The following is a 26,773-nucleotide window of genomic DNA, read 5'->3' as shown; positions in this document are numbered from 1 at the left end:
TAAGTGGATTTATTTCCCGCACTGACTGGCTCTAAACTCCGCATACGCGGCTCAATCTGTCCGCAATATTCATATATACTGTACACTAGATATTTATCACCTTAAACTATTACCAGCCTTACCAGACGAAATGTTGGTTGAAAATTAAAGATGCAAGCAACTGTATTCGTTTAAAAAAGTTTGAGTGAGATATTTAAACCTTTTATGGTGTAAAAATAGACTTCTATTAAAAAATCAACATGAAAGAATAAAACCTAATTTTTAAAAAGAGACTGGAAAATCTCCCAGCCTCTTTTTTGTCTTTCAAGTTATCTACTGTTCTTTTTTTACAATTTTTTCTTTATCAAAGATGTATAAAATTCAAGCCAAGTATTCCCTAAGCTTTCTTCCGAATACTTTGCTGCCGCTTGATTTGCTTTTTTTACATACTTTTTTAGTAATAACGGATTATCAGTACAATTATTTAATTTTTTATTCAAGCTGGATTTTATAATGAAGTTAGTCACCTGAGCTAACATACAAAAAACGCCATGTGAATTTCATGTTATATTGAAGTTACCACTAACTCTCAATAGACAGGATGAATTCACATGACGCACTCTAACGATAACACATTAGCACGTAAAGGAAAACACTTATCATACGCAGAGAGGGTTCAAATAGCTGTGTTGAAGCAGGAAGACTACTCCAATCGTCGCATTGCTGATGTCATCGGGCGAGTTCCTCAGACCATCAATAATGAAATCCAGCGCGGAACCGTTACTCAACTAAGACGTCAAAAGCAAAACGGTAAGATCTACGATTATTATGACGATGTATATGATGCTGATGCTGCTCAAGCTGACTATGATAAACAGCGATTGAACTGTGGCCGGCGGCCAAAATGGGCCGATACAGATGCGTTCATTGAATGGGCTGATGAGAAAATGCTGGATGATAAATGGTCCCCTGATACTGTGGTTGGTTTTGCTAAAAGACATGAATTGTTCGATGCTTCAATTATCCCTTGTACAACCACGCTTTATGGCTGGATAGATAGAGGAATTATGAGAACGAAAAACATTGATTTGCTGGAAAAGTTATCTCGGAAACCAAAGGTTTCTGCTCAAAAGAAACGGCCAAATAAACGCGTTCTCGGCCCATCGATTGATCGTCGACCAAAAGAAATCGATACCCGTGAATCGTTTGGTCACTGGGAAATTGATACAGTAGTAGGTAATAAAGAAAAGACCGATGCTGTACTGCTCACTTTGGCTGAACGACAGACCCGATTTGAAGTCATCTTAAAAGTAAATGGAAAAGATCAGGAATCGGTTAATCAGGCGATTCGTGACCTTCAAAAACGATCAGGTCATACATTCTCTACATTATTTAAAACGATAACATCTGATAACGGTTCTGAGTTTGCAGGACTTTATGAGGCCTTAAAGGATACTTTAGACATCTATTTTAGTCATCCCTATGCATCGTTTGAACGGGGAACAAGTGAGAACCAGCATAAATTCATTCGTCGTTTCATTCCCAAAGGGAAGCCGATTGGTCGAGTCTCAGAAGCACAATGCTTGCGTATACAACAATGGATGAACGATTATCCCAGAAAAATATTGGATTATAAAACACCTCATGAGTGTTTCGTCAATGCCTTACGATTAGAAAAGCAAGTGGCTTAACCCGTGAGGGCTTGACAACGAGCCTCCTTCGACATGATTTTAAAGCTGTAGAGCTGGCTGAAGCCAGCTTGTCAAAAGACTATCATGTCTCAGCTCATTATCAAGCCCTCACTACACAGATAGTAACCGTCAAATATCGCATGAAATTTAGTTTTACTAAGTGGCTAACTTAAACTTGAAATTTTGGATTTTTTATTCAAATCATCTAAATCGGTAAAAGACATATAATAGCCGTTAATAATATCTTGATATAGATTTAAATCTCTAACCATTACTGGCAAACCACAACTGAAAGCTTCCAATATACTCATTGGAAATAATTCATTATAAGAAGGAAGTAAAAATAAGTTAGCTACATTATAGTATTCAGCTAATTCTTTTCGTACAATAATCCCTGTGAAAATAACATTCTCCGGTGGATTCTCATAAATAGATTTATATTTTTCGTACCCATCAGTGATTCTTCCAAACGAAAAACCACCTAACCAAATAAACTTGATTTGAGGATTTTGTTTCGCTAAAGCAATAAAATCGTCGATTCCTTTTCGTTTTTGGATCTGACCTACTCCAACTACAATAAAATCGTTTTGACTGATACCTAACTTTTCCCGCAATTTCTCCTTTTCACGGTTCTATAATATATGACGTTGGTGAGAAATCACTGGCGTCTTTTTTTGTCTCAGAAAATAGAAAACAAGTGAGTTCTCCTGTAGAATAATAGTCGACAAAAACCAAATATCCATAGGAGGAACTCACTTGCCTACATCAAATGATATGCAAAATGTACTAGATATTCAAGACAAAAACATGATTTTCGAAGATAACTGCGTGTCTTATGGGATACACAAACAAAAGAAATGTAAATTTATAGACTGTACATTGACTTATATTCCTACGGAATGTAAGAAATGTCAGGAACCAAACAAGGACTTCTCTATCTATAAAAATGGGACTCAGACTTCTAGAATCACTTTTCCAATATCTGGCATTTACCCGACCTATCTCAGAGTGAAAAAGCAGCGGTTCAAGTGTACATCTTGTGAAGCAACATTTACTGCGGAAACACCGATTGTAAAAGAGGCGTGTTTTATCTCTAATTTTATCAAAGCAGAAATACTGGCGAAGTCAGCTGATGCTCGTTCGATCAAGAGCTTGGCAGAAGAGACGAATGTCTCTTCCACAACGATTCAAAGAATCATCAATGAACAGGTGAAGTATTATCGACCTTACTATCATTCATTGCCGGAGAACTTGTCTTTTGATGAGTTTAAGTATGGAAATGGGCAAATGGCTTTTGAGTATATTGATGTCGTAACAGGAACGATACTAGATATTTTAGAAAGCAAAGATACTCGTACAATCAAAGATCACTTCTGTTCTCGATACAGCCAAAACCAGAGAAATCAGGTCAAAACGATTACGACAGACATGAATGCCAGTTACGTCAGCTTCATCCCTGAACTGTTTCCAAACGCTGATATCATTATTGATCGATTTCATATCGTTCAGCTCGTGAACCGAGCGATGAACAAAACACGCGTAAAAGTCATGAATCGACTTCGAACGTCCAATGGAGAAGACCAAAAGAAGTACAGACGACTCAAACGCTTCTGGAAGAAACTACTGAAGAAAGAGTCCGAGTTGTCTTATACTAGCTATCAATACTTTCCCATGTTCGGACAGCGTCTGGAATCAGCAATCGTTTCTGAGATGTTGGCGTACGATCCAGAACTAAAAGCAACTTATACAATGTATCAAGCTATTCTTAAAGCCGTCGAACACAATGACTCAAAACAGTTAAGAACTGTTTTAGATCAACCAGCTTCTCCTGAACTATCTGGATACATGAAAACTAGTTTAAAGACGTTGAGCGCTCATTTCCCTTATATCCAAAATACCTTCTATTATCCTTATAACAATGGAAAGATAGAGGGAATCAATAACAAGATCAAAGTATTGAACCGGGTAGCCTATGGTTACGGTAACTTTATTCATTATAAAAATCGCATTATCCTGCACTTCAATTTAAAACCAATCAGAAATAAAATCAAAATGATAGAAAAAGAAAGAGAACATACAGCAGCGTAAGCTCGTTGTACATCCTCTTCCAAAATCTATTATTATTTGACTTTATTCTTTACCAACGTTGTTCCTAGGTGCAGTCAAGTCATAACTCTTATTAATTTATATCTGTATCAAGTTGACACCTATTAAGTTACCTTTTTACATACTAAATAAACCTAGCGGTTATGCTTTTTTTTACAAGCTAGGCATGTATACTATTAATATAAAGATTAGCTATGTGGGGACTTAGCATAATCATATAACTCATTTTTATTAACTAAATAATGAGTAACTTTTAACAGCTTGTTCATGCAAGCTATTACAGCAACTTTATCTCTTTTGGAGTAAGGTTGTTTTTTTAATTTATAATAGTAATCAACAATATGGTTGGGTGCAGTTTTTTGAGTTTTTAACATATTTCGAATCACTAGTGTTGCATAAAACTTAGAATAAATGATTTTTATATATTGTTACTTTAATCACAAGTAGTTTTCATTAAAATTTCCAAAAAAGTCAATTGCTGGCGCAAGGGATGACTTTTTCCAGAAATTTTTAGGGTTATTCAGTTGTCGCTTAGTCTATTTGCACTTTCTTTCACTTAACCAGGTGCGAACGATGCTTTGAAACACTCAAACGGTTCATACTGTAACGCTCTGATTTGTCTCAAAATTGTGAAGAGGCTTGATTTCAACCTTAATTCAAGTTTCATCAGTAACGTCAATAAGTAGACTATCATCGCAAGAATCACCTGATTCTCTACACCTTGTTCAGACTGTGAATAGTACGTTTTAATGGTCAAATGTTGTTTGATATGCTTGAAAAACAACTCGATCTGCCATCTTGATTGATACATTTTTCCGATGTCCTCTGCTGAAAGATCCATTCGGTTCGTCAGGATACGCAGATTCGATCGATGCTTACGTTCAATCGTTATTAAACGAAACAACCCCGTCAGGTAGGTCGATTTGCCCAGCTGAACCAATTGGTCACTGATAATCCCTGATTCATGAGACACTTCCAAGTGCGCTTGAACATGAACGGCTGTATTCTTTTTAATGCGGGAGACGAAAAAGTAGCCCTCCCAGTTCATTTGATCAAACTGAGTGAAATCCAGATACCCGCGATCAAAAACATAGGTCGCCCGTTTCTCATTAATAAAGACGTTCAAGTGATCATGGTCGTGTTCAGAGGCATTGGACAGTTCGAATTGTTCAGGGTGCACCCATCCTTCTTTCATATGACAGACTTTTAAGTGCAGTTTGATTCCCGACTTAGTCGGGCGAAACGTGCCCCAGGGATACCGCGTTTTATTCAGTGAAAAAGTGGACGAATCAATTAAGAACACTCTTTCTTTTGATTGCACCGCTGTTTTTTCATGAACCAGTGAAAGTAATTGCGTGAAAATATCCATCAATACGGAGGGTTCCATCTTTCGCAGGGCACGTGACAATTGAGAATAGCTAATAGACTCAATACCCATCACTTTTTTTAATTTTGGGTTGACCAACTGTTGATCCAAATGCCGTAGGCTATCGGTTTCATCATTAATCGCATAGAGAAAGAGTTTCAGTACTTTCTTAAACGTTAACTTTTTTGAATAGCGATTAAACTGACCGATAACCTGTCGAGACGTTTCACTTAATTTTTCTAAAGAAATGTACGAAAACCATTTATTTATCGTCATTTTTGTTTTATACTTATCCATGCTATAAGTCCTTTGTTTTGGTCTTGGATAAGTCATCCAACCCCATTATAAAGGACTTTTTTATGTGTTGAAACAGTTAAATTATTTAATGCAACACTAGTGATTTCGAATAGTAAAAAATAATATCTTTCTAGCGCGGGCATTCCCACGTTTATTTATTCGGTCTTTCTTTCTCATCGTTCCAGATTGATGAGTGCGTATATCAATTCCAACATAAGCGTTCAACTGATTTGAAGTAGAAAATCGTCTGATATCCCCTAATTCAGAAATAATTAACGCGGCCGTTAGAGGGCCTATCCCAGGAATACTAACTAATACTGAAAATTCATTAAGCTTTTTTGACTGTTCAATCATTTTTTTAGATAATCGTTCTTTTGTATCAAATAACTGTTGTATCTGCTTAATTCTGTATTGAACTTTAGTTACTAAAAAATGATCTTTATCTACTGCTGGATAAGATACATCTGCTAAATGAATTAGTTGATCTGCTTTCAGTAGAGCTTCTTCTTTTGAGATATTTTTTTTAGTGCTTGCGAGAATTATATTTTTTATCCTTGTTTTACTTAACTCTTTAATATATGCAGGATGAGGAAAACGCTCAATAATATTTAATGCATATTTAGATAGGTTACTAGAATACAGCGTCTCTATCTCTGGAAAACACTGTTGGAGAACGGCGTGAAGTTGTACTCTTTGTTTTATTAGATTAGCGTGAACCTCATCATACAAAATAGATACTTCATGTATCTCTGAATAGATTGAGGTCTGATGATTCTTTTTTTCACGATCAAAACGATAATGTGACTGTGCTAATTTATGTGCATCTACTTTATCTGTTTTATTGCCACGCAAACCATCGGTTTGTTTTTTAGCTAATAATGGGTTTAGGATACAATACGAAATCCGCTCAGTCTTAAAAAAAGACTCAATCTGTTTAGAATAAACACCTGTAGCTTCAAAAACTACTTCAGTAGTTTCTTTACAAAGCTGGCTTTTAAGTTGGTTAAACCCTTCTTGATTGTGCTTAATTTCCCATTCTGCAACACACAATTCTTCTTCATAAATAACAACATAACTTTTTCCTTTACTTACATCTAAAGCCATGACTCTCATTTATTTTCGCTCCTTTCTATATTAAATTGAAGTACTCCACTATGCCTTAACGATTCCACTTTCCTATAGACGATCTCAAAGGACCAACATACTTCAAACTGATTCAATCAAGGATAGTGAAGGGGCCAGTTTGACATGCAGACTCATGGTCTTCTAACGTTGACGGCCTCATCTTCACCTCTACTATATAAAAAAATAGTAGTGCATATCCACCGTCGTGGATATTACACTACTAATCTTAGTATGTTTGACAGAGAACCAGTTTCTTTCTTAATTATAAAATAAAAAAAGTATAATCCGATTTCTATCGGATTATACTTTTAATCTTATTTTATAAACAGGTCTTTCTTATAAAGCGAGTGACGAGAATCGAACTCGCGACAACAGCTTGGAAGGCTGTAGTTTTACCACTAAACTACACTCGCAAAGCGAAAAAATGGCGCAGGACAGAGTCGAACTGCCGACACACGGAGCTTCAATCCGTTGCTCTACCAACTGAGCTACTGCGCCAAAAACGGTCCCGACGGGATTCGAACCCGCGATCTCCTGCGTGACAGGCAGGCGTGATAACCGCTACACTACGGGACCTTGATTTCTAACTATTCATTTTATATAAGAAGGAGGATGTGGGATTCGAACCCACGCGCGTTTTTACACACCTGACGGTTTTCAAGACCGTTCCCTTAAGCCGGACTTGGGTAATCCTCCAGCAAAAACTATATAGTGACTATTCACTAATGACCCCTACGGGATTCGAACCCGTGTTACCGCCGTGAAAGGGCGGTGTCTTAACCGCTTGACCAAGGGGCCTTAAAGATAAAAAACGGAGAAGGAGGGATTTGAACCCTCGCGCCGGGAAAACCGACCTACACCCTTAGCAGGGGCGCCTCTTCAGCCACTTGAGTACTTCCCCATACCAATATAATATTGATACGAAATGGGCCTAAGTGGACTCGAACCACCGACCTCACGCTTATCAGGCGTGCGCTCTAACCAGCTGAGCTATAGGCCCCAAACAAAAAGCGGGTGACGAGAATCGAACTCGCGACAACAGCTTGGAAGGCTGTGGTTTTACCACTAAACTACACCCGCATTATGTTAGACGGTCCCGACGGGATTCGAACCCGCGATCTCCTGCGTGACAGGCAGGCGTGATAACCGCTACACTACGGGACCTTGATTTCAAAATATATATCATGCTGTAAATTACTAAAGCAACAACAATCATGAAAATTGCGGGGACAGGATTCGAACCTGCGACCTCCGGGTTATGAGCCCGACGAGCTGCCAGCTGCTCTACCCCGCGATAATATAAAAGTTAAAATGGACCTTGCAGGACTCGAACCTGCGACCGGACGGTTATGAGCCGTCTGCTCTAACCAACTGAGCTAAAGGTCCGCTTACTACATAAATATAGCGGCGGAGGGAATCGAACCCACGACCTCACGGGTATGAACCGTACGCTCTAGCCAGCTGAGCTACACCGCCATTATCCTATGTAAGAAAAGTATTGACCGGTGCTTTCTTCATAAGAAATCGGGAAGACAGGATTCGAACCTGCGACCCCTTGGTCCCAAACCAAGTGCTCTACCAAGCTGAGCTACTTCCCGTATGTCCATTTTTCTACTTTCCATTTGGAAAGAGATGCACCCTAGAGGAGTCGAACCTCTAACCGCCTGATTCGTAGTCAGGTACTCTATCCAATTGAGCTAAGGGTGCGTATTAAGTTAAGTGCCGAGGGCCGGAGTCGAACCGGCACGGTGAAAACTCACCGCAGGATTTTAAGTCCTGTGCGTCTACCAATTCCGCCACCCCGGCTTATAAGTAAGGGCATAAAACATTGTAGATCATATATTTTTATTTAAGTAGCTGGCCTTTAAAATCAAAACCAATCAAGCGAAAGACGGGATTCGAACCCGCGACCCCCACCTTGGCAAGGTGATGTTCTACCACTGAACTACTTTCGCTAAATGATGCCGGCTAAAGGAGTCGAACCCTCGACCTACTGATTACAAATCAGTTGCTCTACCAACTGAGCTAAGCCGGCATATTAGAAAATTTTTAAAGCTATGCGGATGGAGGGACTTGAACCCCCACGCCGTGAAGCGCTAGATCCTAAATCTAGTGCGTCTGCCAATTCCGCCACATCCGCTATATCTTCTTAGAATTCAAATTTCACACTTTTTGTGCTATGAGCCATGCAGGGTTCGAACCTGCGACCCTCTGATTAAAAGTCAGATGCTCTACCGACTGAGCTAATGGCTCAAAAAAATGGAGGCTAACGGGCTCGAACCGCTGACCCTCTGCTTGTAAGGCAGATGCTCTCCCAACTGAGCTAAGCCTCCATAAATCAAAATATTAAAAGAGCTGCACGGCAACGTCCTGCTTTCACAAGGGGAAACCCCTCACTATCCTCGGCGCTGGGAAGCTTAACGGCTGTGTTCGGAATGGGAACAGGTGGATCCTTCCCGCCATCATCACCGCACAATGACTCTTTTTATATCTTTTAGAGAACGTTGTTCTCTGAAAACTAGATAGTTGAACTTTCCAAACAAGTTTGTCTACAACACCATCATACGCTTTTCCCACTTTATTCCAGTTTCACTCGCCAGGCTTCTCAGAAATACTTCGACTCTCTTCAGCTGTCTAGGGACCGCTAAAGAACGTCTTTTGTATTTCGAGCAAGCCTGAACGTCTCGTTCCACTTTATATATTGTGGTTAAGTCCTCGATCGATTAGTACTGGTCCGCTCCATACATCACTGTACTTCCACTTCCAGCCTATCTACCTGATCATCTCTCAGGGATCTTACTTCCTTAAAGGAATGGGAGATCTCATCTTGAAGGGGGCTTCACGCTTAGATGCTTTCAGCGTTTATCCCGTCCACACATAGCTACCCAGCGATGCCTTTGGCAAGACAACTGGTACACCAGCGGTATGTCCATCCCGGTCCTCTCGTACTAAGGATAGCTCTTCTCAAATCTCCAACGCCCGCGACGGATAGGGACCGAACTGTCTCACGACGTTCTGAACCCAGCTCGCGTGCCGCTTTAATGGGCGAACAGCCCAACCCTTGGGACCGACTACAGCCCCAGGATGCGACGAGCCGACATCGAGGTGCCAAACCTCCCCGTCGATGTGAACTCTTGGGGGAGATAAGCCTGTTATCCCCAGGGTAGCTTTTATCCGTTGAGCGATGGCCCTTCCATACGGAACCACCGGATCACTAAGCCCGACTTTCGTCCCTGCTCGACTTGTAAGTCTCGCAGTCAAGCTCCCTTCTGCCTTTACACTCTTCGAATGATTTCCAACCATTCTGAGGGAACCTTTGGGCGCCTCCGTTACTCTTTAGGAGGCGACCGCCCCAGTCAAACTGCCCATCTGACACTGTCTCCCAACCGGTTGACGGTTGCGGGTTAGAGTGGCCATACAGCGAGGGTAGTATCCCACCATTGCCTCCACCAAGACTGGCGTCCTGGTTTCATTGGCTCCTACCTATCCTGTACAAGCTGTACAGACACTCAATATCAAACTACAGTAAAGCTCCATGGGGTCTTTCCGTCCTGTCGCGGGTAACCTGCATCTTCACAGGTACTATAATTTCACCGAGTCTCTCGTTGAGACAGTGCCCAAATCGTTACACCTTTCGTGCGGGTCGGAACTTACCCGACAAGGAATTTCGCTACCTTAGGACCGTTATAGTTACGGCCGCCGTTTACTGGGGCTTCAATTCAAAGCTTCGCCGAAGCTAACCTTTCCTCTTAACCTTCCAGCACCGGGCAGGTGTCAGCCCCTATACATCTTCTTTCGAATTAGCAGAGACCTGTGTTTTTGGTAAACAGTCGCTTGGGCCTATTCACTGCGGCTGACCAGTTGGTCAGCACCCCTTTTCCCGAAGTTACGGGGTCATTTTGCCGAGTTCCTTAACGAGAGTTCTCTCGATCACCTTAGGATTCTCTCCTCGACTACCTGTGTCGGTTTGCGGTACGGGCAGCCTACTTCTAACTAGAAGCTTTTCTTGACAGTGTGACATCAGATACTTCGGTACTATAAGTTCCCTCCCCATCACAACTTGTCCGTGTGAGCAGAAGCATTTGACTCCTACTCAGACTTGTTGCTTGGGCACGCATATCCAACAGCGTGCTTATCTTAGCCTCCTGCGTCCCTCCATTGTTCAAACAAAGCAGACTGGTACAGGAATCTCTACCTGTTGTCCATCGCCTACGCCTATCGGCCTCAGCTTAGGTCCCGACTAACCCTGGGAGGACGAGCCTTCCCCAGGAAACCTTAGTCATTCGGTGCACGGGATTCTCACCCGTGTTTCGCTACTCATACCGGCATTCTCACTTCTAAGCGCTCCACAAGTCCTCACGATCTTGCTTCAATGCCCTTAGAACGCTCTCCTACCATAGAACCATTGGTTCTATCCGTGGTTTCGGTACCTTGTTTAGCCCCGGTAAATTTTCGGCGCAGGGCCACTCGACTAGTGAGCTATTACGCACTCTTTAAATGATGGCTGCTTCTGAGCCAACATCCTAGTTGTCTGAGCAGCCCCACATCCTTTTCCACTTAACAAGGATTTTGGGACCTTAACCGACGGTCTGGGCTGTTTCCCTTTCCACTACGGATCTTATCACTCGCAGTGTGACTCCCGGATCTACATCAGTGGCATTCGGAGTTTATCAGGATTCGGTAACCCGATAAGGGCCCCTAGTCCAAACAGTCGCTCTACCTCCACGATGCACTATCCGAGGCTAGCCCTAAAGCTATTTCGGAGAGAACCAGCTATCTCCAAGTTCGATTGGAATTTCTCCGCTACCCACACCTCATCCCCGCACTTTTCAACGTACGTGGGTTCGGGCCTCCAGTGCATTTCACTGCACCTTCACCCTGGACATGGGTAGGTCACTTGGTTTCGGGTCGACGACGGCATACTAAACGCCCTATTCAGACTCGCTTTCGCTGCGGCTCCACCTCTTCGGCTTAACCTTGCATGACATCGTCACTCGCCGGTCCATTCTACAAAAGGTACGCCATCACCCGTAAAAGGGCTTTGACTACTTGTAAGCACACGGTTTCAGGTGCTGTTTCACTCCCCTTCCGGGGTTCTTTTCACCTTTCCCTCACGGTACTGGTTCACTATCGGTCACTAGGGAGTATTTAGGCTTGGGAGATGGTCCTCCCGGATTCCGACGGAATTTCTCGTGTTCCGCCGTACTCAGGATACCAGCTAGGTAAGATCAGATGTCGTATACGGGGCTTTCACCCTGTTTCGCACAGCATTCCAACTGTTTCTACTATCTTCACTCGTCCATATCGCCGGTCCTACAACCCCAGAGAGCAAGCTCTCTGGTTTGGCCTCTTCCCGTTTCGCTCGCCGCTACTCAGGGAATCGCATTTGCTTTCTCTTCCTGCAGGTACTGAGATGTTTCAGTTCCCCACGTCTACCTTCTCTCCAGCTATGTATTCACTGAAAAGATATCACCCTATGATTGGTGATGGGTTCCCCCATTCGGAAATCTTTGGATCAAAGCTCACTTACAGCTCCCCAAAGCATATCGGTGTTCGTCCCGTCCTTCGTCGGCTCCTAGTGCCAAGGCATCCACCGTGCGCCCTTATTCACTTAACCTGGTGGTTAAGCGTATGATTATTAGCGATGAGAGTTTCATTCAAGGAACAAAACTGTTCTCAATTGTTAATCTCGGTGTTGTTACTTAACATGTTTGTATTAATTCAACTATCCAGTTTTCAAAGAACAAATATATAGAAGGAATAAATCCTTCAAAACTAAACAAAGTAAAATACCTGTGCAAGGTTCCGTTTGCCCTTAAGGCAATATCCTTAGAAAGGAGGTGATCCAGCCGCACCTTCCGATACGGCTACCTTGTTACGACTTCACCCCAATCATCCATCCCACCTTCGGCGGCTGGCTCCCAAAAGGGTTACCCTACCGACTTCGGGTGTTACAGACTCTCGTGGTGTGACGGGCGGTGTGTACAAGACCCGGGAACGTATTCACCGCGGCGTTCTGATCCGCGATTACTAGCGATTCCAGCTTCATGCAGGCGAGTTGCAGCCTGCAATCCGAACTGAGAATGGCTTTAGGAGATTAGCTAAACCTCGCGGTCTCGCAACTCGTTGTACCATCCATTGTAGCACGTGTGTAGCCCAGGTCATAAGGGGCATGATGATTTGACGTCATCCCCGCCTTCCTCCGGTTTATCACCGGCAGTCTCGCTAGAGTGCCCAACTGAATGCTGGCAACTAACAATAGGGGTTGCGCTCGTTACGGGACTTAACCCAACATCTCACGACACGAGCTGACGACAACCATGCACCACCTGTCACTCTGTCCCCGAAGGGAAAGCTCTATCTCTAGAGTGTTCAGAGGATGTCAAGACCTGGTAAGGTTCTTCGCGTTGCTTCGAATTAAACCACATGCTCCACCGCTTGTGCGGGTCCCCGTCAATTCCTTTGAGTTTCAGCCTTGCGGCCGTACTCCCCAGGCGGAGTGCTTAATGCGTTAGCTCCAGCACTGAAGGGCGGAAACCCTCCAACACTTAGCACTCATCGTTTACGGCGTGGACTACCAGGGTATCTAATCCTGTTCGCTCCCCACGCTTTCGAGCCTCAGCGTCAATTACAGACCAGAAAGTCGCCTTCGCCACTGGTGTTCCTCCATATATCTACGCATTTCACCGCTACACATGGAATTCCACTTTCCTCTTCTGCATTCAAGTCTTCCAGTTTCCAATGACCCTCCACGGTTGAGCCGTGGGCTTTCACATCAGACTTAAAAGACCGCCTGCGCTCGCTTTACGCCCAATAAATCCGGACAACGCTTGTCACCTACGTATTACCGCGGCTGCTGGCACGTAGTTAGCCGTGACTTTCTGGTTAGATACCGTCAAGGCCGGGGCAGTTACTACCCGACTTGTTCTTCTCTAACAACAGAGCTTTACGATCCGAAGACCTTCTTCACTCACGCGGTATTGCTCCATCAGGTTTTCACCCATTGTGGAAGATTCCCTACTGCTGCCTCCCGTAGGAGTCTGGGCCGTGTCTCAGTCCCAGTGTGGCCGATCACCCTCTCAGGTCGGCTACGTATCACAGCCTTGGTGAGCCATTACCTCACCAACTAGCTAATACGCCGCGGGTCCATCCATAAGCGGCAGCCGAAGCCACCTTTCATCTAAGAGACAGGCGTCTCAAAGACCTATGCGGTATTAGCATCCGTTTCCGAATGTTATCCCCCTCTTATGGGCAGGTTACCCACGTGTTACTCACCCGTTCGCCACTAATCCATTCTCTGCAAGCAGAGAATTTCATCGTTCGACTTGCATGTATTAGGCATACCGCCAGCGTTCGTCCTGAGCCAGGATCAAACTCTCGTTTTAAGTTTGAAAAGCTCATTGTATTAATTGTGGATGAACCTTGTTCATCCGATAGTTGTCTTGATCCAATAAAGAATCGAAGACCCCTGCACATTTGGTTGTTTTTACTTTGTTCAGTTTTCAAAGATCTACTACTTTATAAGTCGTTGCTTTATTTGTAAGCAACTTTTATATCATACCATGTTGTCGATTTGATGTCAACTGCTTTTTAAAAACTTTTTCGTAACAATATCCATCCAGCTCAATGTTGGAAGCGTTAACTTACTCGACTTGTAATAGTATATCATCTTGTGTGTAATTGTGTCAAGCACATTTTTTCATACTGCTTTTGACATCTATTCGTTACTCACAAGCGACAAGATATACTTTATCATGTTATCGAGGTCTGGTCAATAGAAATATTCTAAAAAATGATTGGTTTTTTCTTTTTAATCATGAAATCTCTATTTAAGTAGTTATTTTAAAGAGATTTTTCATATAAATTATAAAGGTTACTATTAAACTCGTTTGCCGTCTTTCCAGCTGCCTTTAACTGAAATCCGGCATTTTTGTATAGTTGATTCAAATATTGATTATCAGCTAAACAATCTAATCTCACTTTATTTTTATTGTTTTGCTTTGCAGTACTAAGAGCTGCATTAATCAATTGAATACCAACCTTTCTTCCATGCGCCCCTTTTGTCAATGCTACTCTATGTAAATAGCAGATATCATTGACTGGTTCTGTCCCCCATAAAATCTGATCCCATTGACTCTGATTTTCCCAAAGCACAAACATCCCAATTATTAGATCTTGTTGACTAACTAAGTAAACTTCTTCTTTTTCGATCACCTTTTTAGTATTGTGAACATCTTCTCCGGATAACAAGTCATTCCATTGTGTAGAACCTTTTTCATTCAACCATTTCGCTGTATCCGTTAAAATCTCCATCACTTTTTGATACTCTTCTATCTGAGCTGTATTCACCACTATCTGTTTAGACATTTTGATTTCTCACCTTTCCAATATAAATATATATAGTAGAAAACCTCCGCAAGAAGTATTTTCCTGCTAGAGGTTTTTTACTATATAGTTAGTTAATTAATTCTAAAGACGATCATTTAATTCTTTAGCTAATTCCTCAAATCCTGGTTTTCCTAAAAGCGCGAACATGTTTTTCTTATACGCTTCAACGCCTGGTTGATCAAAAGGATTGACACTATTCAGATAACCTGAAATCGCTACAGATATTTCAAAGAAATAAAATAGATACCCAAGAGTATAAGCACTTGTATCAGGAATTGTTAAGACAAAATTTGGAACATCCCCATCAGTGTGTGCCAATAACGTACCTTGAGAAGCTTTAGTATTAACAAAATCAATTTCTTTCCCTTCTAAATAGCCTAGTCCATCTAAATCTTCTGAATCTGAAGGGATTTTTACTGTTTTAGTAGGATTATCAATTTTGATAACTGTTTCAAATAAATTACGTCTACCTTCTTGGATATATTGACCTAATGAGTGCAAATCAGTTGAAAAGTTTGCACTTGAAGGATAAATTCCACGTTGGTCTTTTCCTTCTGATTCGCCAAATAATTGTTTCCACCATTCAGAGAAGTATTGTAAATTTGGTTCATAGTTAATCAACAATTCTGTAGAGTAGCCTTTGCGGTATAAAACATTTCTTAATGCAGCATATTGGTAAGCTTCGTTTTCAGATAAATCAGCTTTAGTATAAAAACTTGCTGCGTCTGCTGCACCTTTCATTAACTCGTCTAAGTTTCCGCCACTAACTGCAATTGGCAGTAACCCTACAGCTGTAAGTACAGAAAAACGTCCTCCAACGTCATCAGGGATAACAAAGGTTTCATATCCTTCTGCATCAGCAAGTGATTTTAATGCCCCTTTTTCTTTATCTGTTGTAGCAAAAATACGAGTTTTTGCTTCTTCTTCTCCATATTTTTCATTAAGTAGATTTTTAAATACACGAAAAGCAATTGCCGGTTCGGTAGTTGTTCCTGATTTAGAAATGACGTTTACAGAGAAATCTTTATCTCCTATCAATTCAATTAAATCAGCCAAATAAGTTGAACTGATACTATTTCCTGCAAAGAAAATTTGCGGAGTATCTCTTTTATCTGAACTTAATTCATTGTAGAACGAGTGATTAAGGAAATCGATTGCTGCCTTAGCACCCAAATATGATCCACCTATTCCAATAACAATTAGGATTTCTGAATCAGATTTAATCTTTTGAGCTGCTTTTTTTATGCGGGCAAATTCATCTTTGTTATAAGCAGTAGGTAAATCAACCCATCCAAGAAAATCACTGCCTACTCCAGTACCATTTCTAAGCGTGTCGTCAGCTGTTGTAACTTGAGCTTGCATATTTCCCAGTTCTTCTTTTCCGATAAAACGATTTAGTACTTTTGAATAATCAAATGAAATGTGAGCCATTTGTGTTCTAACCTCCATGTTTTTGGTATCTTTCATTACTTATTTTAAATGATTTGTCCTACAAAAAACAAGAGGCAGGTAAAAAGATCTCCCTTGTTTTCATTTTTTAAATCAATAAAAACTGTGGAACTCCAGATATTTCCCAATCTTTTAAGGTTTTAGTAATTTTCTCTGAATGTTCCCAAGTAAGTTCACTATCTTCTGGTAACAACTCCATTGGACTTTTAATTTGTTCATCTTCATAGTTGAACACAAATAGCGGAACGCGGTGATTTGCTACTACTGCGTTCGTGAGCTCATTTAACTCAAGTTTTTCAACATCTAACAAGAGTACTTCTTTCATTCGATCAATAATACAAGCCAACCCGGTTTTCCTTGGCAAAACTTCTGTAGCAGGAAAAGAAAATCCTTCTGCTTCTTTTTTTACTAAAAATACAAATCTATCATCTTCATCTTTTACTAAAACTGTACATGCTACATAACGATTTTTTGCTATCAAATTTTACACCTCTCGTAGTCTTACCAGTCATTCATCAATCTGGATATTAAGAAGCTTCTACTATGAAAAGAGAATATCCAGCTATCTAAACAGTATACAGTTTTTAAAGTATTGGAACTTTTAAACTGCTATCAACTATGTTGTTCATTTTTTTCGATTTCTCGAAGTGCTTCGTCAATCCACACAGGAAGCTGCTTTCTGATTGATTCAAATTCAGTTCCAGTTCGACGTCCATACCTGGGATTCTTTTTTTTATTTGAAAATGGATGATATTTTGGACTGTGCAGACCCCTCATTGAAAGACTAATTTTTTTACTGTATTCATCAATGTCCATGATGATGACATCCACTTCATCACCTATATTGACTATATCTTCTATTTCTTTTATAAATCCATGCTTTAATTCAGAAATATGGACAAGACCTTGTGTTTCATCATCTAATGCAACAAATACTCCATACGGTTGTATGCCTGTAACAGTACCGCGCACACGATTTCCAATTTTATAATCCATGAAATCACCTCTCTGTCTGTCATGGAGTATTTTTTATTAATATCTAATTAATTATAGCATGAAACATAGATGTAGGGAAATTAGGGTACTTTTTTAAATGATAGTGATAGCTTTAAATCCTCTGTAGAAATTACTATTAAACAAGGATATAATGAAAAAAAGTAAAGGATGATGATATGTATGAGTCAAAATTTTGACGAAATAATCGACAGAAGTGAAACAAACAGTGTCAAATGGGATACTAGAGAACAACTATTTGGATCTGCTACTGCTTTGCCAATGTGGATAGCTGATATGGACTTTAAAATTTCTGATCAAATAAGGAAAGCGTTGCATGAATTAATTGATGATCAAATTCTAGGTTATGCTTTACCGTCTGATTCTTTATTCAAATCTATAATTCTCTGGCAAAAAGAAAGACATCAGATGAATATCAACAAGGAAAATATTTTATTCTCACCAGGAGTTGTAGGCGCAATCGCCGTTTGTGTTCAAGCTCTCACTTCTCCACATGATGGCGTTCTGATTCATGACCCTGTTTATACTCCTTTTTCTTCAGTTGTTCAATCAAATAATCGCAGAATATACCGTACACCCTTGATAATTGAAAATGGGCAATACAAAATGGATTATAACCATATTGAGAAGTCTTTCAAAGAACACTCTATCAAAATGTTTATTTTAAGTAATCCGCACAATCCCGGAGGACGTGTCTGGACTAAGAAAGAACTAATCCAATTAATCGATCTTTGTATCCAATACGAAGTTATTTTAATCAGTGATGAAATCCACAGTGATCTAACTTACACTGACTCTACCATTTATTCTCCAATATCCTTAAAAGAAGAATATAAAAACTGGGTAGTAACTTTACACTCTGCCAGCAAAACATTTAACTTAGCAGGAGTTAAACTTGCTTTTTATATCGTCTGCAATGATGAATTGAAAGGAAAAATAGAAACCGTACAACACGAAACTGAACAAAACAGTATATCTACGTTTGGAATGGTTGCTACTGAAGCAGCATTTTCAAAAAGTATAGAATGGCATAAAGAACTTATGGAGTATTTGGAAGAAAATCGCAATTTAGTTATTGAGTTTTTTGACAAAGAGTTACCCGAAGTATTTTATATGAAACCAGAATCTACTTACCTTTTCTGGTTTGATGCTTCTAGTCTGCATATTGAAGGTGACAAACTGACAGAAACATTTATACAAAAAGGCGATATTGCTTTAAATGCAGGGATAGCTTATGGTAACTCTAGCCAGCAATTTATGCGCTTAAATTTCGCTTGTCCAAGATCTGTACTCGAAGAGGGACTACTAAGAGTCAAAAAAGTATTTGATTCAGTAAAAAATTAGTTAAAAAGTCACTTCCAAAAACTGGAAGTGACTTTGTTTTAATCTAATTCATTTAACGCTAATATAAGACTGCCTGTAATTCCGGCATCGTCTCCTAAACCTGGAGAAACAATATATTCATCTAAATCAGGTGTATTAACGTAACCCTTCATTAAACTGTTAAACTCTTTCCTAATTAGCGGGAATAAATGCTGTTGTTTCATAACTCCTCCACCAAGAATAATTCGCTCAGGGCTTAAAATCAAAGTATAATTCATTAAAGCTTGGGCCAAATAATAAGCTTGTATTTCCCAAACATTTTGTTTGTCAGTTAAGTTTTGAGCTTTTTCACCATATCTTTTTTCAATAGCGGGGCCAGAAGCTAACCCTTCTAAACAATTTTTGTGAAAAGGACAAATACCTTCGAAGTCATCATCCGGATGCATCCTAACTAACACATGTCCCATTTCTGGATGTCCAAATCCTTCAAGCGGCTCGCCATTCACTACAGCCCCTCCACCTATTCCAGTTCCAACTGTTAGATAAACACAGGATGATTTACCTTTTGCAGCACCTTTTTCTAGTTCTCCAAAAGCAGCTGCATTAACATCAGTTGTCCATCCTATTGGTATATTATATCTATTTTTCATTTGTCCTAAAAAATCAGTGTTCTGCCATGCTGTTTTAGGAGTGGTAGTGATGTATCCATAAGTACTTGAGGCTTTGTTTACATCAATCGGTCCAAAAGAACCAATACCCATTGCTTCTAATTCATACTGATCAAAAAAAGAAAACACTTTCTCTAAAGTTTCTTCTGGCGTTGTTGTTGGAATTGAAACACGATCCTGAATTTCTAATGAACGATTGCTAACAGCGCATACAAATTTTGTACCTCCAGCTTCGATTGCTCCTAACATTTAACCACTCCTTATATAAATTTTATGTAGAGAAATAAGGTAGAGCCAACTTATGCTCTACCTATTCTGTTAATCTGATTATCTGTGAACTTCAATTGTTTCAATCACTACATCTTCGTTTGGTTTATCCATAGCATTACGCTCGACATTTTGAATCGATTCAGCTACTTCATAACCATCTATAACATGACCAAAAACCGTATGTTTCTGATCTAGCCAAGGAGTACCTCCATTTTGCTTATACGCATCAATGATTTCTTCAGGAAATCCTGCTTGTTCAAGTTGTGAAACCATTTGTTCAGGAAGTTCTGACATTGTGACGATGAAAAATTGACTAGAGTTGGTTCCTGGTCCAGCATTGGCCATAGATAAAGCTCCATTTAAATTGAATAATTCTGGTGAAAATTCATCTTCAAAATTTCCTCCCCAAAGGCTCTCTCCGCCCATTCCACTTCCCGTAGGATCTCCTCCTTGGATCATGAAATTCGGAATTACCCGGTGAAAAATAACCCCATCATAATAACCTTTTTCAGCTAGACCAGTAAAATTTTCTACTGTTTTGGGTGCGTGCTCTGGAAAAAGCTGCACTGTAATATCTCCCTTGTTGGTTTTAATCGTTGCTGTTAGGGTATCTTTATTCTTTTCTGCTAGTTGTGGAAACTGACTCATTTTATAAATTCCTCCTTTTGATATCATAAACATTTTACCTTAGATCGATCACGTTTCCAACCTCTTTCTACATAAACAAGTTCGATCAATCATTTTCCGATTTTAAAATCCAACTCTTTTTGTCTCCATATAATTCAACAGGATTTATCTTCCAGAGATATTCAATTCCTGTTAAAAGTTTTCCATTAATAATTTTATTTTTCGTGTTATGATTAGTATTAGAACCGCATCACTTAAAAAGGAAGATTGTTTATGCCATTTTTCAGTAATTACCCTTTAATCGCTGCTCTCTGTGCAATTATCATTACTCAATTTATTAAAGTTCCTGTCGCATTTATATTAGGTCGCCCTACTTCATTAGCATTGATTACTTCTACTGGTGGTATGCCCAGTTCCCATTCAGCTGGTGTTACTGCCTTAATTACTGCTTTGACCATTGAAGAGGGAGTTGCTTCCCCTTTAGTTGCTATTGCCGCAACATTTGGAGTAATTGTTATTTTCGATTCAATGGGTGTCAGAAGACAAAGTGGTGAACATGGTATTTTAATTAATGAGCTGATTGCCGATTTAGAAAATATTCGAAAAACAATTGTTACTATCGGACAAGAAGGAACCAAAAACGTTAAAGAATTAATCGAAGACGATAGACATTCAAAAGAATTTCTTGGTCATAAACCAATTGAAGTATTTTTTGGTATTTTATCTGGAATTCTGATTTCTTTCCTAATTCATATTGCCTACTAGTAAATTTATTAAATGTATTTAGTTTAATGGAGGATTTAAATTGGTTAACGAAAATGAAATATATGACATCACTATAATTGGTGGTGGTCCTGTGGGAATGTTCTCAGCATTCTACTCAGGTATGAGAAATGCTAAAACAAAATTGATTGAAACTTTACCCGTCTTAGGTGGACAAGTCGCTCTGTTGTATCCAGATAAAAAAATTTATGATATTGGTGGACATGCGGCAGTTACAGGAAAAGAATTGATCAAAGAACTAACAGCTCAAATGGATCTCTTTGATCAGCAGATTTGTCTTGAAGAACAAGTAGAAGAAATCATCAAACGGGATGACGATATTTTTGAACTAAGAACGGCTAAAGGTAAACACTATTCTAAGACAGTTATTGTAACCACAGGACAAGGTGCATTCAAACCTAGAAAATTAACTGTGGAAAATGCTGAATTATATGAGGAACAATCCTTACAGTATATTGTAAATAACCTTGAACAATATAAAGACAAAACTGTTGCAGTTTGTGGCGGAGGTGATTCTGCCGTTGATTGGGCATTAACACTAGAACCAATCGCTAATAAAGTTTATCTGATTCACCGTAGAGATAAATTCAGAGCACATGAAGCTTCAGTAGAACAAGTTAAAAATTCATCGATTGAACTAATGACACCTTATATTCCTTATAAGTTGAATGGAACAAACGAAGAGCTTCAGTCTGTTACTTTCAAGAAATCAAAGGGAGATGAAACAAAAACAATTGATCTTGATTTCTTTGTTGTCAACTACGGCTTCAGTTCCTCGATAGGCCCGCTTAGGAATTGGAATATTGAATTAGATAGAAATGAAATTATAGTCAATCACAAAATGGAAACTTCTGTTGAAGGAATTTATGCTGCTGGCGATGTTAGTACTTATGATGGTAAAATTAAATTGATTGCTACAGGTTTTGGAGAAGCTCCTACAGCAGTCAATCATGCCATTCATTACATTCGTCCAAAAGAACATGCTCAACCTTATCAAAGTACTAAATTATCGTTTGACAAGTAATTCTGAAACAGAAAAAAATATCAAGGAGGACTTAAACATGGTACAATCTAGCTCAAAATTGCATAAAGTAGCACTGGAACGCTTAAAAGAACGAGGCGTGTCTCTAGAAGAAATAGCAGAATTAGTTTATGACCTTCAAAAACCATATATAACAGATATTTCTATGGAAATCTGCTTGGAAAATGTTCGGTCAGTGATCAAGAAAAGAGAAGTTCAAAATACGATTCTTACAGGGATTGAGTTGGACGTCTTGTGCGAACAAGGTAAACTCTCCAGCCCACTTCAGGAAATCATTCAAGAAGATGAGGGATTATATGGAATAGATGAGATTTTAGCCTTATCGATCGTCAATGTATATGGATCTATCGGATTCACTAATTATGGCTTCTTAGACAAAACTAAACCCAAATTAATTGCAAAACTTGACGATCACCAAAATAAAGACCAGACACACACTTTCTTGGATGATATCGTTGGAGCAATTGCTGCAGCAGCTGCCAGTCGTTTAGCACATGATGATCCAGGCATATCAGATATAATGAAATAAGTAAAACTCAAATGATATAATGAATCATTTAAGAAGAAAGAGAATGGATTAATCGTAAGCGATGAATAGCTGAGTACCTACAAATAAAAATCGGACACCTCTATAATAAGAAATGTCCGAAGAGTATAATATACTGAATGTCTAGCGACATTCCATCTGCACCTTTGGATTCCATGGCAAATAAGCCTCCAAAGGTGTATTTTGTCGATTTGGAAGATAAGTTAAGAGGTAGTCCAGATATTTTCGTGGATGTAATCCGTTGGATTTGGCCGTCTCGACGAGACTCAAAATAGTCGCAACGGCATGAGCACCCTCAAAAGATTTTGAAAACAGCCAGTTCTTTCTGCCCATAACGAGTGACTTGATGCCACGTTCGGCTAGATTGTTGGATAGCACGAGACGGCCGTCCTTCAGAACGTTCATCATTCGCTCTTTCTGATTCAGCGCATAGTTGATCGCTGTGCCAAGTTTGCCATGCGCAGTTAGGGATTCACACCAGTCAAAAAACGCCTCAAGCTTTGGCTTCACTAGTTCTAAGCGCTGATCATACCGTTCGCTAACAGATAAGTCCTTGAGGGACTTATCCAACGCAAATAACTCGTTACACAGCGTGACTCCCTTATGAGCGACACTCTTACTGGAATAGTTCTTTGGACGGGCGTCATAGAACTTCCGTCTGATATGCGCCAGACAGGCAATCATCGTCATCCCTGGAAGATTGTTGTACCCGGAGAATCCATCACTATGTAGATAGCCAGTGTACTCCTCTAAGAAATCTCTAGGGACAGAGCCACTGCGTGATGGACCAAGCTTGTAGATATGTATGGCACGTTCGCTGTATTTGCCGGTACTGAATAACCACATATAGGACTTTTGTCGGTCTTTGTCATTCAGTACTTTGAATGTCGTTTCGTCGGCGTGTAGAACCTTCTGGTTCAACAGTTCTTGTCGCATTACAGCCACCAGTGCTTCGAAATAATACTGGGACGTTTTAATGTGCCAATTCGCAATGGTATGCCGAGGAATCGGATAGCCAAGTAGATTCCAATAAGCCTCTTGTCGGTAGGCTGGGACTTTTTGCTCGAACTTCTGATACATCGTTTCTGCTATCAGCGACGCAGAGGCGGCTGTATTATTTAAAGGAAGTCTTGGGATTTCAGATTTTGCAAACGGCGTCCGTGTCCCGCTTTTTTCGCAGTTCGCGCAGGCATATGTTTTTTGGAAATGTCTGTGGTTTTCAACTCTTGCCGGGATAAATTTCACTTCCTGACGGATGAGTTGTGTACTGATTTCTTTCATTGCTTCCTTACATGTTGGACACGTGCAAGATTCGATTTCATGAATGTGATCAACAGTAGGAAGAGAAGACAACTGCTTGTCTTTTAAACCTTTACGTTTTTTGCGACGGCTAACGGTTGTGACTATAACTTCTTCTTCGTCGCTTTGGTCACCAGTCTGCTCTGGTTCGCTAAAAAGGCGCTCATTGAAGAGATTGCCTTGATTGGGATCATCTTTCAACGTTTCCTTCTTTGGGCCGTACAATTTCTGAGTTAAGAATTCGATTTGTTCTTTCTGTAAGGAAAGCTCATCATCTTTTTGAGCGATAATGGTCTTCAGTTGTTTGTTTTCTTCTAACAGCTGATCTAACTTTTCAATAATCACTTCAAACTGTTTTTCGCTCTTGATAGACATGTCTGCTTCTCCTCACATAAATAGTACTTAAATTTTACACTAGTCAGAAAAAGAAAACGAGAGAGCCATTGATTTTTTCATCAATTTCTCTCTCATTTCTTAGGCTATACTTCCTTTAACCGCAGGTTTTATGGAGACTTTTTGATTAACAGATAATCCTTCAAGCAGCCAACGCAGCTGTTGCGCACTTAACTTTTGAATCTCGTTCTGGTTACGCGGCCAATTCAATTTCCCATTCTCTAAACGCTTGTATAAGAGAAGGAAGCCGTCGCCTTCCCAGTAAAGAGCTTTGAACCGATCCTTCTTTCCACCACAGAAGAGAAAGAGGGCCTCATGATAAACATCCATATCATATTCTTCTGTGATCGTCGCAGCTAATCCATCAATTTGACGGCGCATATCCGTCTTTCCACACACGATAAAAATATTCTCTACTTGAGTAAAATCAACGAGTTTCATTGAATGACATCTCCGCGAGGAGAACTCTCAATGTCGAGGGTTTGATCCCCTCGTAAATAAGTAGCTCTGTCTGACTATTTTTTAAATGTGCCACCATTTTCTGTGAATGGAACTTCGAAATGTGTCGGCGATCAGTTTTATCGTCATGTAGGGTTATCGGTATGATAGACTGTTTATTCTTTTCCAAATTAAAAACCTCCTGTGTACTTAAGATATCTCAAGTTTAACAGGAGGCCGCTAGGACTCACAGGTACCTAGCTATTCATCGCTTACGATTAATCGCTCCATTCTCTTTCTTTATATATGCTTCTTTTACGCAATTCGATATAGACCAAGAGAGCACACTAAAAATAAATGTAAGATAGTTCGTCCTATTTACTTTCAAAACGCCTTTCCCCATAAACCGATAAATATTATTTCTTTTTATTTGCTTTTCCATAAAAAAAACAATCTTCAATAATATCTCATTTTCTTTGAGATATTAAGTAGATTGTTTTTTTGACTAAAATTTTATTCTATTTAAACTTTTACTTACCCTTTATGAAATGCACTTTTTTTGCTTCTCTGGTACCCGAGTACGAAAGAAGTTTCAATTAATACGAAAAATAAAATAAAACAGTACATAAAAAAGTCCTGTGGTAACGCATTAATGATCGGGTCTGTTGCAGGGTTAAACAGCCAAGCCTCATTATTGAAAAAGATTTGATGAAACGAGACAAACATTCTATCAAAATTAACCGCTAAAAACAGCAATAATACTGGCGGCATTAAAGAAGCAATAAAAAATGGCTTAATCAGCACCCAGACTCTTCTGGCTCTTTTTACAAATTTTAAATAAAACAGTGTAGAGATAAGACTGATGAATAACACACTATAATTGAGATAAAAAAGTAACTTCACTTCATAAAAATGTAGCAATCCACTTTCAGAACTTGTAAAATCAGGCAGCTTCAATTCCTGAATCCACGGAAAATGCAAGTACTGTAAAAGCACATAGTAATTATCCATTAACTTATCATAAGTCAATCCAAGTACTTCTGGGATGTTCTGGGTTTGTATAGTAAATTGGTATAAAGGTACAAACCAGATTGTAACAGCAATCGACAGTGTTATAATCAACAAAAAGATGCTGACAATTCCTAAGACATCTTTCACTCTAGTCATAGATCAATTCTCCAGTCAGCCAACGTTTGAATTGCATAAGTGGGTTGCTCAATAACTGTTTTCATATCTTCTTCCTTTGTAAAACCAGTATATACAAGTAATGTATCCACTTCATTATTGATTCCAGCAAGAATATCCGTCTCGTAGTTATCCCCCACCATCAATACTTCATTTTTTTTGAATCCAATCCGCTTTATAGCTTCATCCATAATGATAGCTTCGGGTTTCCCCACAAAGGTCGGTACAATTCTAGTGGCCTTTTCTATTAAAGCCACTACGGATCCTGCTCCAGGGACCATTCCGCGTTCTGTTGGTAAATTTGTATCTTTATTCGTTGCTATAAAATTTGCCCCTTTTTGAATAGCTAAGGTTGCTTTTTCGCATTTTTCATAAGTGAGTGCTCGATCCAATCCTACTACTACATGATCAGGGTTTTCTTCATCTATTTTAAATCCAGCATTTAAGACTGCTTCTATCAATCCTTTTTCACCTACAACATAGACCGTCTTACCACCTAATGACTTAAGGTAATCTGCGGTTGCTAGAGAACTCGTATAGACTTCACTTTCATAAGCTTCAACCTTAAATTGCTCATTCAACTTTTTTGAAACTTCTTTAGGGCTACTTGTAGAGTTATTTGTAACAAATAAAAATGGTTTCTTTGCTTTTCTTAGCTGATTAATAAACCCAGGGGCTTCTGATATCGGTTCACTCCCCTTATACATAGTTCCATCTAAATCAATCAAATAACCTTTATAATCTTTCATTTTATCTACCATACACTAGCCTTCCTAACCTATC

Annotated in this window: 19 protein-coding genes, 20 tRNA genes, 3 rRNA genes and 1 pseudogene; 6 read left to right on the top strand and 37 right to left on the bottom strand. The window is 39.7% G+C overall.

Annotated elements, in window-relative coordinates:
* The first annotated feature begins 590 nt into the window (after positions 1-590).
* Positions 591-1,670, top strand: a complete 1,080-nt coding sequence (locus BKP56_RS06895; protein ID WP_072694380.1) for an IS30 family transposase — start codon at positions 591-593, stop codon at positions 1,668-1,670.
* A 188-nt stretch (positions 1,671-1,858) separates the two neighbouring features.
* Here the strand turns inward: BKP56_RS06895 and BKP56_RS06890 are convergent.
* A pseudogene (locus BKP56_RS06890) lies at positions 1,859-2,296 on the bottom strand (glycosyltransferase family 4 protein); the annotation flags it as partial.
* 130 nt (positions 2,297-2,426) lie between these two features.
* Here BKP56_RS06890 and BKP56_RS06885 point away from each other — a divergent pair.
* A complete protein-coding gene (locus BKP56_RS06885) occupies positions 2,427-3,758 on the top strand; it encodes an ISL3 family transposase (RefSeq protein ID WP_083540502.1) in 1,332 nt (443 codons plus the stop codon).
* Between the two features lie 206 nt (positions 3,759-3,964).
* Here the strand turns inward: BKP56_RS06885 and BKP56_RS13790 are convergent, their stop codons facing one another.
* The 30 genes from BKP56_RS13790 to BKP56_RS06740 all read right to left on the bottom strand — a co-directional run bounded on the left by BKP56_RS13790 (position 3,965) and on the right by BKP56_RS06740 (position 17,397).
* Positions 3,965-4,150 (bottom strand): hypothetical protein, encoded by a 186-nt coding sequence (locus BKP56_RS13790; RefSeq protein ID WP_232226855.1) that lies wholly within the window; start codon positions 4,148-4,150, stop codon positions 3,965-3,967.
* A 182-nt stretch (positions 4,151-4,332) separates the two neighbouring features.
* Entirely contained in the window at positions 4,333-5,439 is a 1,107-nt protein-coding gene (locus tag BKP56_RS06880; RefSeq protein ID WP_072693882.1) for an IS4 family transposase, read from the bottom strand.
* Between the two features lie 96 nt (positions 5,440-5,535).
* Positions 5,536-6,552: an IS110 family transposase gene (locus BKP56_RS06875; protein WP_072694378.1), complete on the bottom strand. Its 1,017-nt coding sequence runs from the start codon at positions 6,550-6,552 to the stop codon at positions 5,536-5,538.
* A 354-nt stretch (positions 6,553-6,906) separates the two neighbouring features.
* Positions 6,907-6,977: transfer RNA gene (locus BKP56_RS06870), tRNA-Gly, on the bottom strand.
* Between the two features lie 12 nt (positions 6,978-6,989).
* Positions 6,990-7,062: transfer RNA gene (locus tag BKP56_RS06865), tRNA-Phe, on the bottom strand.
* 5 nt (positions 7,063-7,067) lie between these two features.
* Positions 7,068-7,140, bottom strand: a tRNA-Asp gene (locus BKP56_RS06860).
* 30 nt (positions 7,141-7,170) lie between these two features.
* Positions 7,171-7,260, bottom strand: a tRNA-Ser gene (locus tag BKP56_RS06855).
* A 30-nt stretch (positions 7,261-7,290) separates the two neighbouring features.
* Positions 7,291-7,362 (bottom strand) — tRNA-Glu (locus BKP56_RS06850).
* Positions 7,363-7,376: 14 nt separating this feature from the next.
* A tRNA-Ser gene (locus tag BKP56_RS06845) sits at positions 7,377-7,465 on the bottom strand.
* Between the two features lie 25 nt (positions 7,466-7,490).
* Positions 7,491-7,564: transfer RNA gene (locus tag BKP56_RS06840), tRNA-Ile, on the bottom strand.
* Between the two features lie 9 nt (positions 7,565-7,573).
* Positions 7,574-7,644: transfer RNA gene (locus tag BKP56_RS06835), tRNA-Gly, on the bottom strand.
* A gap of 11 nt (positions 7,645-7,655) precedes the next feature.
* Positions 7,656-7,728, bottom strand: a tRNA-Asp gene (locus tag BKP56_RS06830).
* A 57-nt stretch (positions 7,729-7,785) separates the two neighbouring features.
* Positions 7,786-7,858: transfer RNA gene (locus BKP56_RS06825), tRNA-Met, on the bottom strand.
* An 18-nt stretch (positions 7,859-7,876) separates the two neighbouring features.
* Positions 7,877-7,950, bottom strand: a tRNA-Ile gene (locus tag BKP56_RS06820).
* A 16-nt stretch (positions 7,951-7,966) separates the two neighbouring features.
* Positions 7,967-8,040 (bottom strand) — tRNA-Met (locus tag BKP56_RS06815).
* 48 nt (positions 8,041-8,088) lie between these two features.
* A tRNA-Pro gene (locus tag BKP56_RS06810) sits at positions 8,089-8,162 on the bottom strand.
* 35 nt (positions 8,163-8,197) lie between these two features.
* Positions 8,198-8,271 (bottom strand) — tRNA-Arg (locus BKP56_RS06805).
* A gap of 13 nt (positions 8,272-8,284) precedes the next feature.
* Positions 8,285-8,370: transfer RNA gene (locus BKP56_RS06800), tRNA-Leu, on the bottom strand.
* Between the two features lie 77 nt (positions 8,371-8,447).
* Positions 8,448-8,519, bottom strand: a tRNA-Gly gene (locus BKP56_RS06795).
* A 7-nt stretch (positions 8,520-8,526) separates the two neighbouring features.
* Positions 8,527-8,599: transfer RNA gene (locus tag BKP56_RS06790), tRNA-Thr, on the bottom strand.
* A 23-nt stretch (positions 8,600-8,622) separates the two neighbouring features.
* Positions 8,623-8,704 (bottom strand) — tRNA-Leu (locus BKP56_RS06785).
* Between the two features lie 40 nt (positions 8,705-8,744).
* Positions 8,745-8,817, bottom strand: a tRNA-Lys gene (locus tag BKP56_RS06780).
* 7 nt (positions 8,818-8,824) lie between these two features.
* Positions 8,825-8,897, bottom strand: a tRNA-Val gene (locus BKP56_RS06775).
* Between the two features lie 24 nt (positions 8,898-8,921).
* Positions 8,922-9,037 (bottom strand): 5S ribosomal RNA (gene rrf / locus BKP56_RS06770).
* Positions 9,038-9,267: 230 nt separating this feature from the next.
* Positions 9,268-12,181: ribosomal RNA gene (locus tag BKP56_RS06765) — 23S ribosomal RNA — on the bottom strand.
* A 216-nt stretch (positions 12,182-12,397) separates the two neighbouring features.
* Positions 12,398-13,949, bottom strand: a 16S ribosomal RNA gene (locus BKP56_RS06760).
* Together the 16S, 23S and 5S rRNA genes with 20 tRNA genes alongside form the textbook arrangement of a ribosomal RNA operon.
* Before the next feature lie 457 nt (positions 13,950-14,406).
* Positions 14,407-14,931: a GNAT family N-acetyltransferase gene (locus BKP56_RS06755; RefSeq protein WP_072694377.1), complete on the bottom strand. Its 525-nt coding sequence runs from the start codon at positions 14,929-14,931 to the stop codon at positions 14,407-14,409.
* 102 nt (positions 14,932-15,033) lie between these two features.
* Positions 15,034-16,383 carry a glucose-6-phosphate isomerase gene (locus BKP56_RS06750; RefSeq protein WP_072694376.1) on the bottom strand — a complete coding sequence of 450 codons (1,350 nt, stop codon included), beginning with the start codon at positions 16,381-16,383 and terminating at the stop codon, positions 15,034-15,036.
* 106 nt (positions 16,384-16,489) lie between these two features.
* Complete coding sequence (locus BKP56_RS06745; protein ID WP_232226854.1) at positions 16,490-16,882, bottom strand: hypothetical protein; 393 nt, start codon at positions 16,880-16,882, stop codon at positions 16,490-16,492.
* A 131-nt stretch (positions 16,883-17,013) separates the two neighbouring features.
* Positions 17,014-17,397 carry a CvfD/Ygs/GSP13 family RNA-binding post-transcriptional regulator gene (locus BKP56_RS06740; protein ID WP_072694375.1) on the bottom strand — a complete coding sequence of 128 codons (384 nt, stop codon included), beginning with the start codon at positions 17,395-17,397 and terminating at the stop codon, positions 17,014-17,016.
* A 180-nt stretch (positions 17,398-17,577) separates the two neighbouring features.
* Between BKP56_RS06740 and BKP56_RS06735 the strand changes: the two genes are divergently transcribed.
* Positions 17,578-18,759, top strand: coding sequence for a MalY/PatB family protein (locus BKP56_RS06735; RefSeq protein WP_072694374.1), 1,182 nt, complete (start codon positions 17,578-17,580; stop codon positions 18,757-18,759).
* Positions 18,760-18,797: 38 nt separating this feature from the next.
* Here BKP56_RS06735 and BKP56_RS06730 read toward each other — a convergent pair whose 3' ends face one another.
* Positions 18,798-19,655, bottom strand: a complete 858-nt coding sequence (locus tag BKP56_RS06730) for an ROK family protein (protein ID WP_072694373.1) — start codon at positions 19,653-19,655, stop codon at positions 18,798-18,800.
* A 78-nt stretch (positions 19,656-19,733) separates the two neighbouring features.
* Positions 19,734-20,324: a peptidylprolyl isomerase gene (locus BKP56_RS06725; protein WP_072694372.1), complete on the bottom strand. Its 591-nt coding sequence runs from the start codon at positions 20,322-20,324 to the stop codon at positions 19,734-19,736.
* Positions 20,325-20,576: 252 nt separating this feature from the next.
* Here BKP56_RS06725 and BKP56_RS06720 point away from each other — a divergent pair, with 252 nt between their 5' ends.
* The 3 genes from BKP56_RS06720 to BKP56_RS06710 are packed head-to-tail and all read left to right on the top strand — an operon-like array spanning position 20,577 to position 22,657.
* On the top strand, positions 20,577-21,068 hold the full coding sequence (locus tag BKP56_RS06720) for a divergent PAP2 family protein (RefSeq protein ID WP_072694371.1): 492 nt from the start codon (positions 20,577-20,579) through the stop codon (positions 21,066-21,068).
* Positions 21,069-21,108: 40 nt separating this feature from the next.
* Positions 21,109-22,110 (top strand): NAD(P)/FAD-dependent oxidoreductase, encoded by a 1,002-nt coding sequence (locus BKP56_RS06715; protein WP_072694370.1) that lies wholly within the window; start codon positions 21,109-21,111, stop codon positions 22,108-22,110.
* Between the two features lie 37 nt (positions 22,111-22,147).
* Positions 22,148-22,657, top strand: a complete 510-nt coding sequence (locus BKP56_RS06710; RefSeq protein ID WP_072694369.1) for a phosphatidylglycerophosphatase A family protein — start codon at positions 22,148-22,150, stop codon at positions 22,655-22,657.
* A gap of 141 nt (positions 22,658-22,798) precedes the next feature.
* Here the strand turns inward: BKP56_RS06710 and tnpC are convergent, their stop codons facing one another.
* The 4 genes from tnpC to BKP56_RS06685 form a co-directional block, all read right to left on the bottom strand.
* Positions 22,799-24,349, bottom strand: a complete 1,551-nt coding sequence (gene tnpC / locus BKP56_RS06705) for an IS66 family transposase (RefSeq protein WP_083540463.1) — start codon at positions 24,347-24,349, stop codon at positions 22,799-22,801.
* 99 nt (positions 24,350-24,448) lie between these two features.
* Entirely contained in the window at positions 24,449-24,808 is a 360-nt protein-coding gene (tnpB, locus tag BKP56_RS06700; RefSeq protein ID WP_072693819.1) for an IS66 family insertion sequence element accessory protein TnpB, read from the bottom strand.
* Positions 24,809-25,339: 531 nt separating this feature from the next.
* Positions 25,340-25,972 (bottom strand): TIGR01906 family membrane protein, encoded by a 633-nt coding sequence (locus tag BKP56_RS06690; protein ID WP_072694368.1) that lies wholly within the window; start codon positions 25,970-25,972, stop codon positions 25,340-25,342.
* Entirely contained in the window at positions 25,969-26,751 is a 783-nt protein-coding gene (locus BKP56_RS06685; protein ID WP_442914818.1) for a TIGR01457 family HAD-type hydrolase, read from the bottom strand. The genes BKP56_RS06690 and BKP56_RS06685 overlap by 4 nt, the downstream gene beginning before the upstream one ends.
* Between the last annotated feature and the right edge of the window lie 22 nt (positions 26,752-26,773).

It is taken from the genome of Marinilactibacillus sp. 15R (genome assembly GCF_001895285.1).
GTDB classification, from domain to species: Bacteria; Bacillota; Bacilli; order Lactobacillales; family Carnobacteriaceae_A; genus Marinilactibacillus; species Marinilactibacillus piezotolerans.
This window is presented reverse-complemented; position numbering and strand designations above follow the sequence as displayed.

What these genes read in the sequence shown, in the direction of transcription:
- BKP56_RS06730 (WP_072694373.1), bottom strand. Translation starts at nt 19,655, where the DNA reads ATGTTAGGAGCAATCGAAGCTGGAGGTACAAAATTTGTATGCGCTGTT.
- BKP56_RS06720 (WP_072694371.1), top strand. Translation starts at nt 20,577, where the DNA reads ATGCCATTTTTCAGTAATTACCCTTTAATCGCTGCTCTCTGTGCAATT.
- BKP56_RS06740 (WP_072694375.1), bottom strand. Translation starts at nt 17,397, where the DNA reads ATGGATTATAAAATTGGAAATCGTGTGCGCGGTACTGTTACAGGCATA.
- BKP56_RS06725 (WP_072694372.1), bottom strand. Translation starts at nt 20,324, where the DNA reads ATGAGTCAGTTTCCACAACTAGCAGAAAAGAATAAAGATACCCTAACA.
- BKP56_RS13790 (WP_232226855.1), bottom strand. Translation starts at nt 4,150, where the DNA reads ATGTTAAAAACTCAAAAAACTGCACCCAACCATATTGTTGATTACTAT.
- BKP56_RS06710 (WP_072694369.1), top strand. Translation starts at nt 22,148, where the DNA reads ATGGTACAATCTAGCTCAAAATTGCATAAAGTAGCACTGGAACGCTTA.
- BKP56_RS06880 (WP_072693882.1), bottom strand. Translation starts at nt 5,439, where the DNA reads ATGGATAAGTATAAAACAAAAATGACGATAAATAAATGGTTTTCGTAC.
- BKP56_RS06875 (WP_072694378.1), bottom strand. Translation starts at nt 6,552, where the DNA reads ATGAGAGTCATGGCTTTAGATGTAAGTAAAGGAAAAAGTTATGTTGTT.
- BKP56_RS06690 (WP_072694368.1), bottom strand. Translation starts at nt 25,972, where the DNA reads ATGACTAGAGTGAAAGATGTCTTAGGAATTGTCAGCATCTTTTTGTTG.
- BKP56_RS06735 (WP_072694374.1), top strand. Translation starts at nt 17,578, where the DNA reads ATGAGTCAAAATTTTGACGAAATAATCGACAGAAGTGAAACAAACAGT.
- tnpB (WP_072693819.1), bottom strand. Translation starts at nt 24,808, where the DNA reads ATGAAACTCGTTGATTTTACTCAAGTAGAGAATATTTTTATCGTGTGT.
- BKP56_RS06755 (WP_072694377.1), bottom strand. Translation starts at nt 14,931, where the DNA reads ATGTCTAAACAGATAGTGGTGAATACAGCTCAGATAGAAGAGTATCAA.
- tnpC (WP_083540463.1), bottom strand. Translation starts at nt 24,349, where the DNA reads ATGTCTATCAAGAGCGAAAAACAGTTTGAAGTGATTATTGAAAAGTTA.
- BKP56_RS06750 (WP_072694376.1), bottom strand. Translation starts at nt 16,383, where the DNA reads ATGGCTCACATTTCATTTGATTATTCAAAAGTACTAAATCGTTTTATC.
- BKP56_RS06895 (WP_072694380.1), top strand. Translation starts at nt 591, where the DNA reads ATGACGCACTCTAACGATAACACATTAGCACGTAAAGGAAAACACTTA.
- BKP56_RS06685 (WP_442914818.1), bottom strand. Translation starts at nt 26,751, where the DNA reads ATGGTAGATAAAATGAAAGATTATAAAGGTTATTTGATTGATTTAGAT.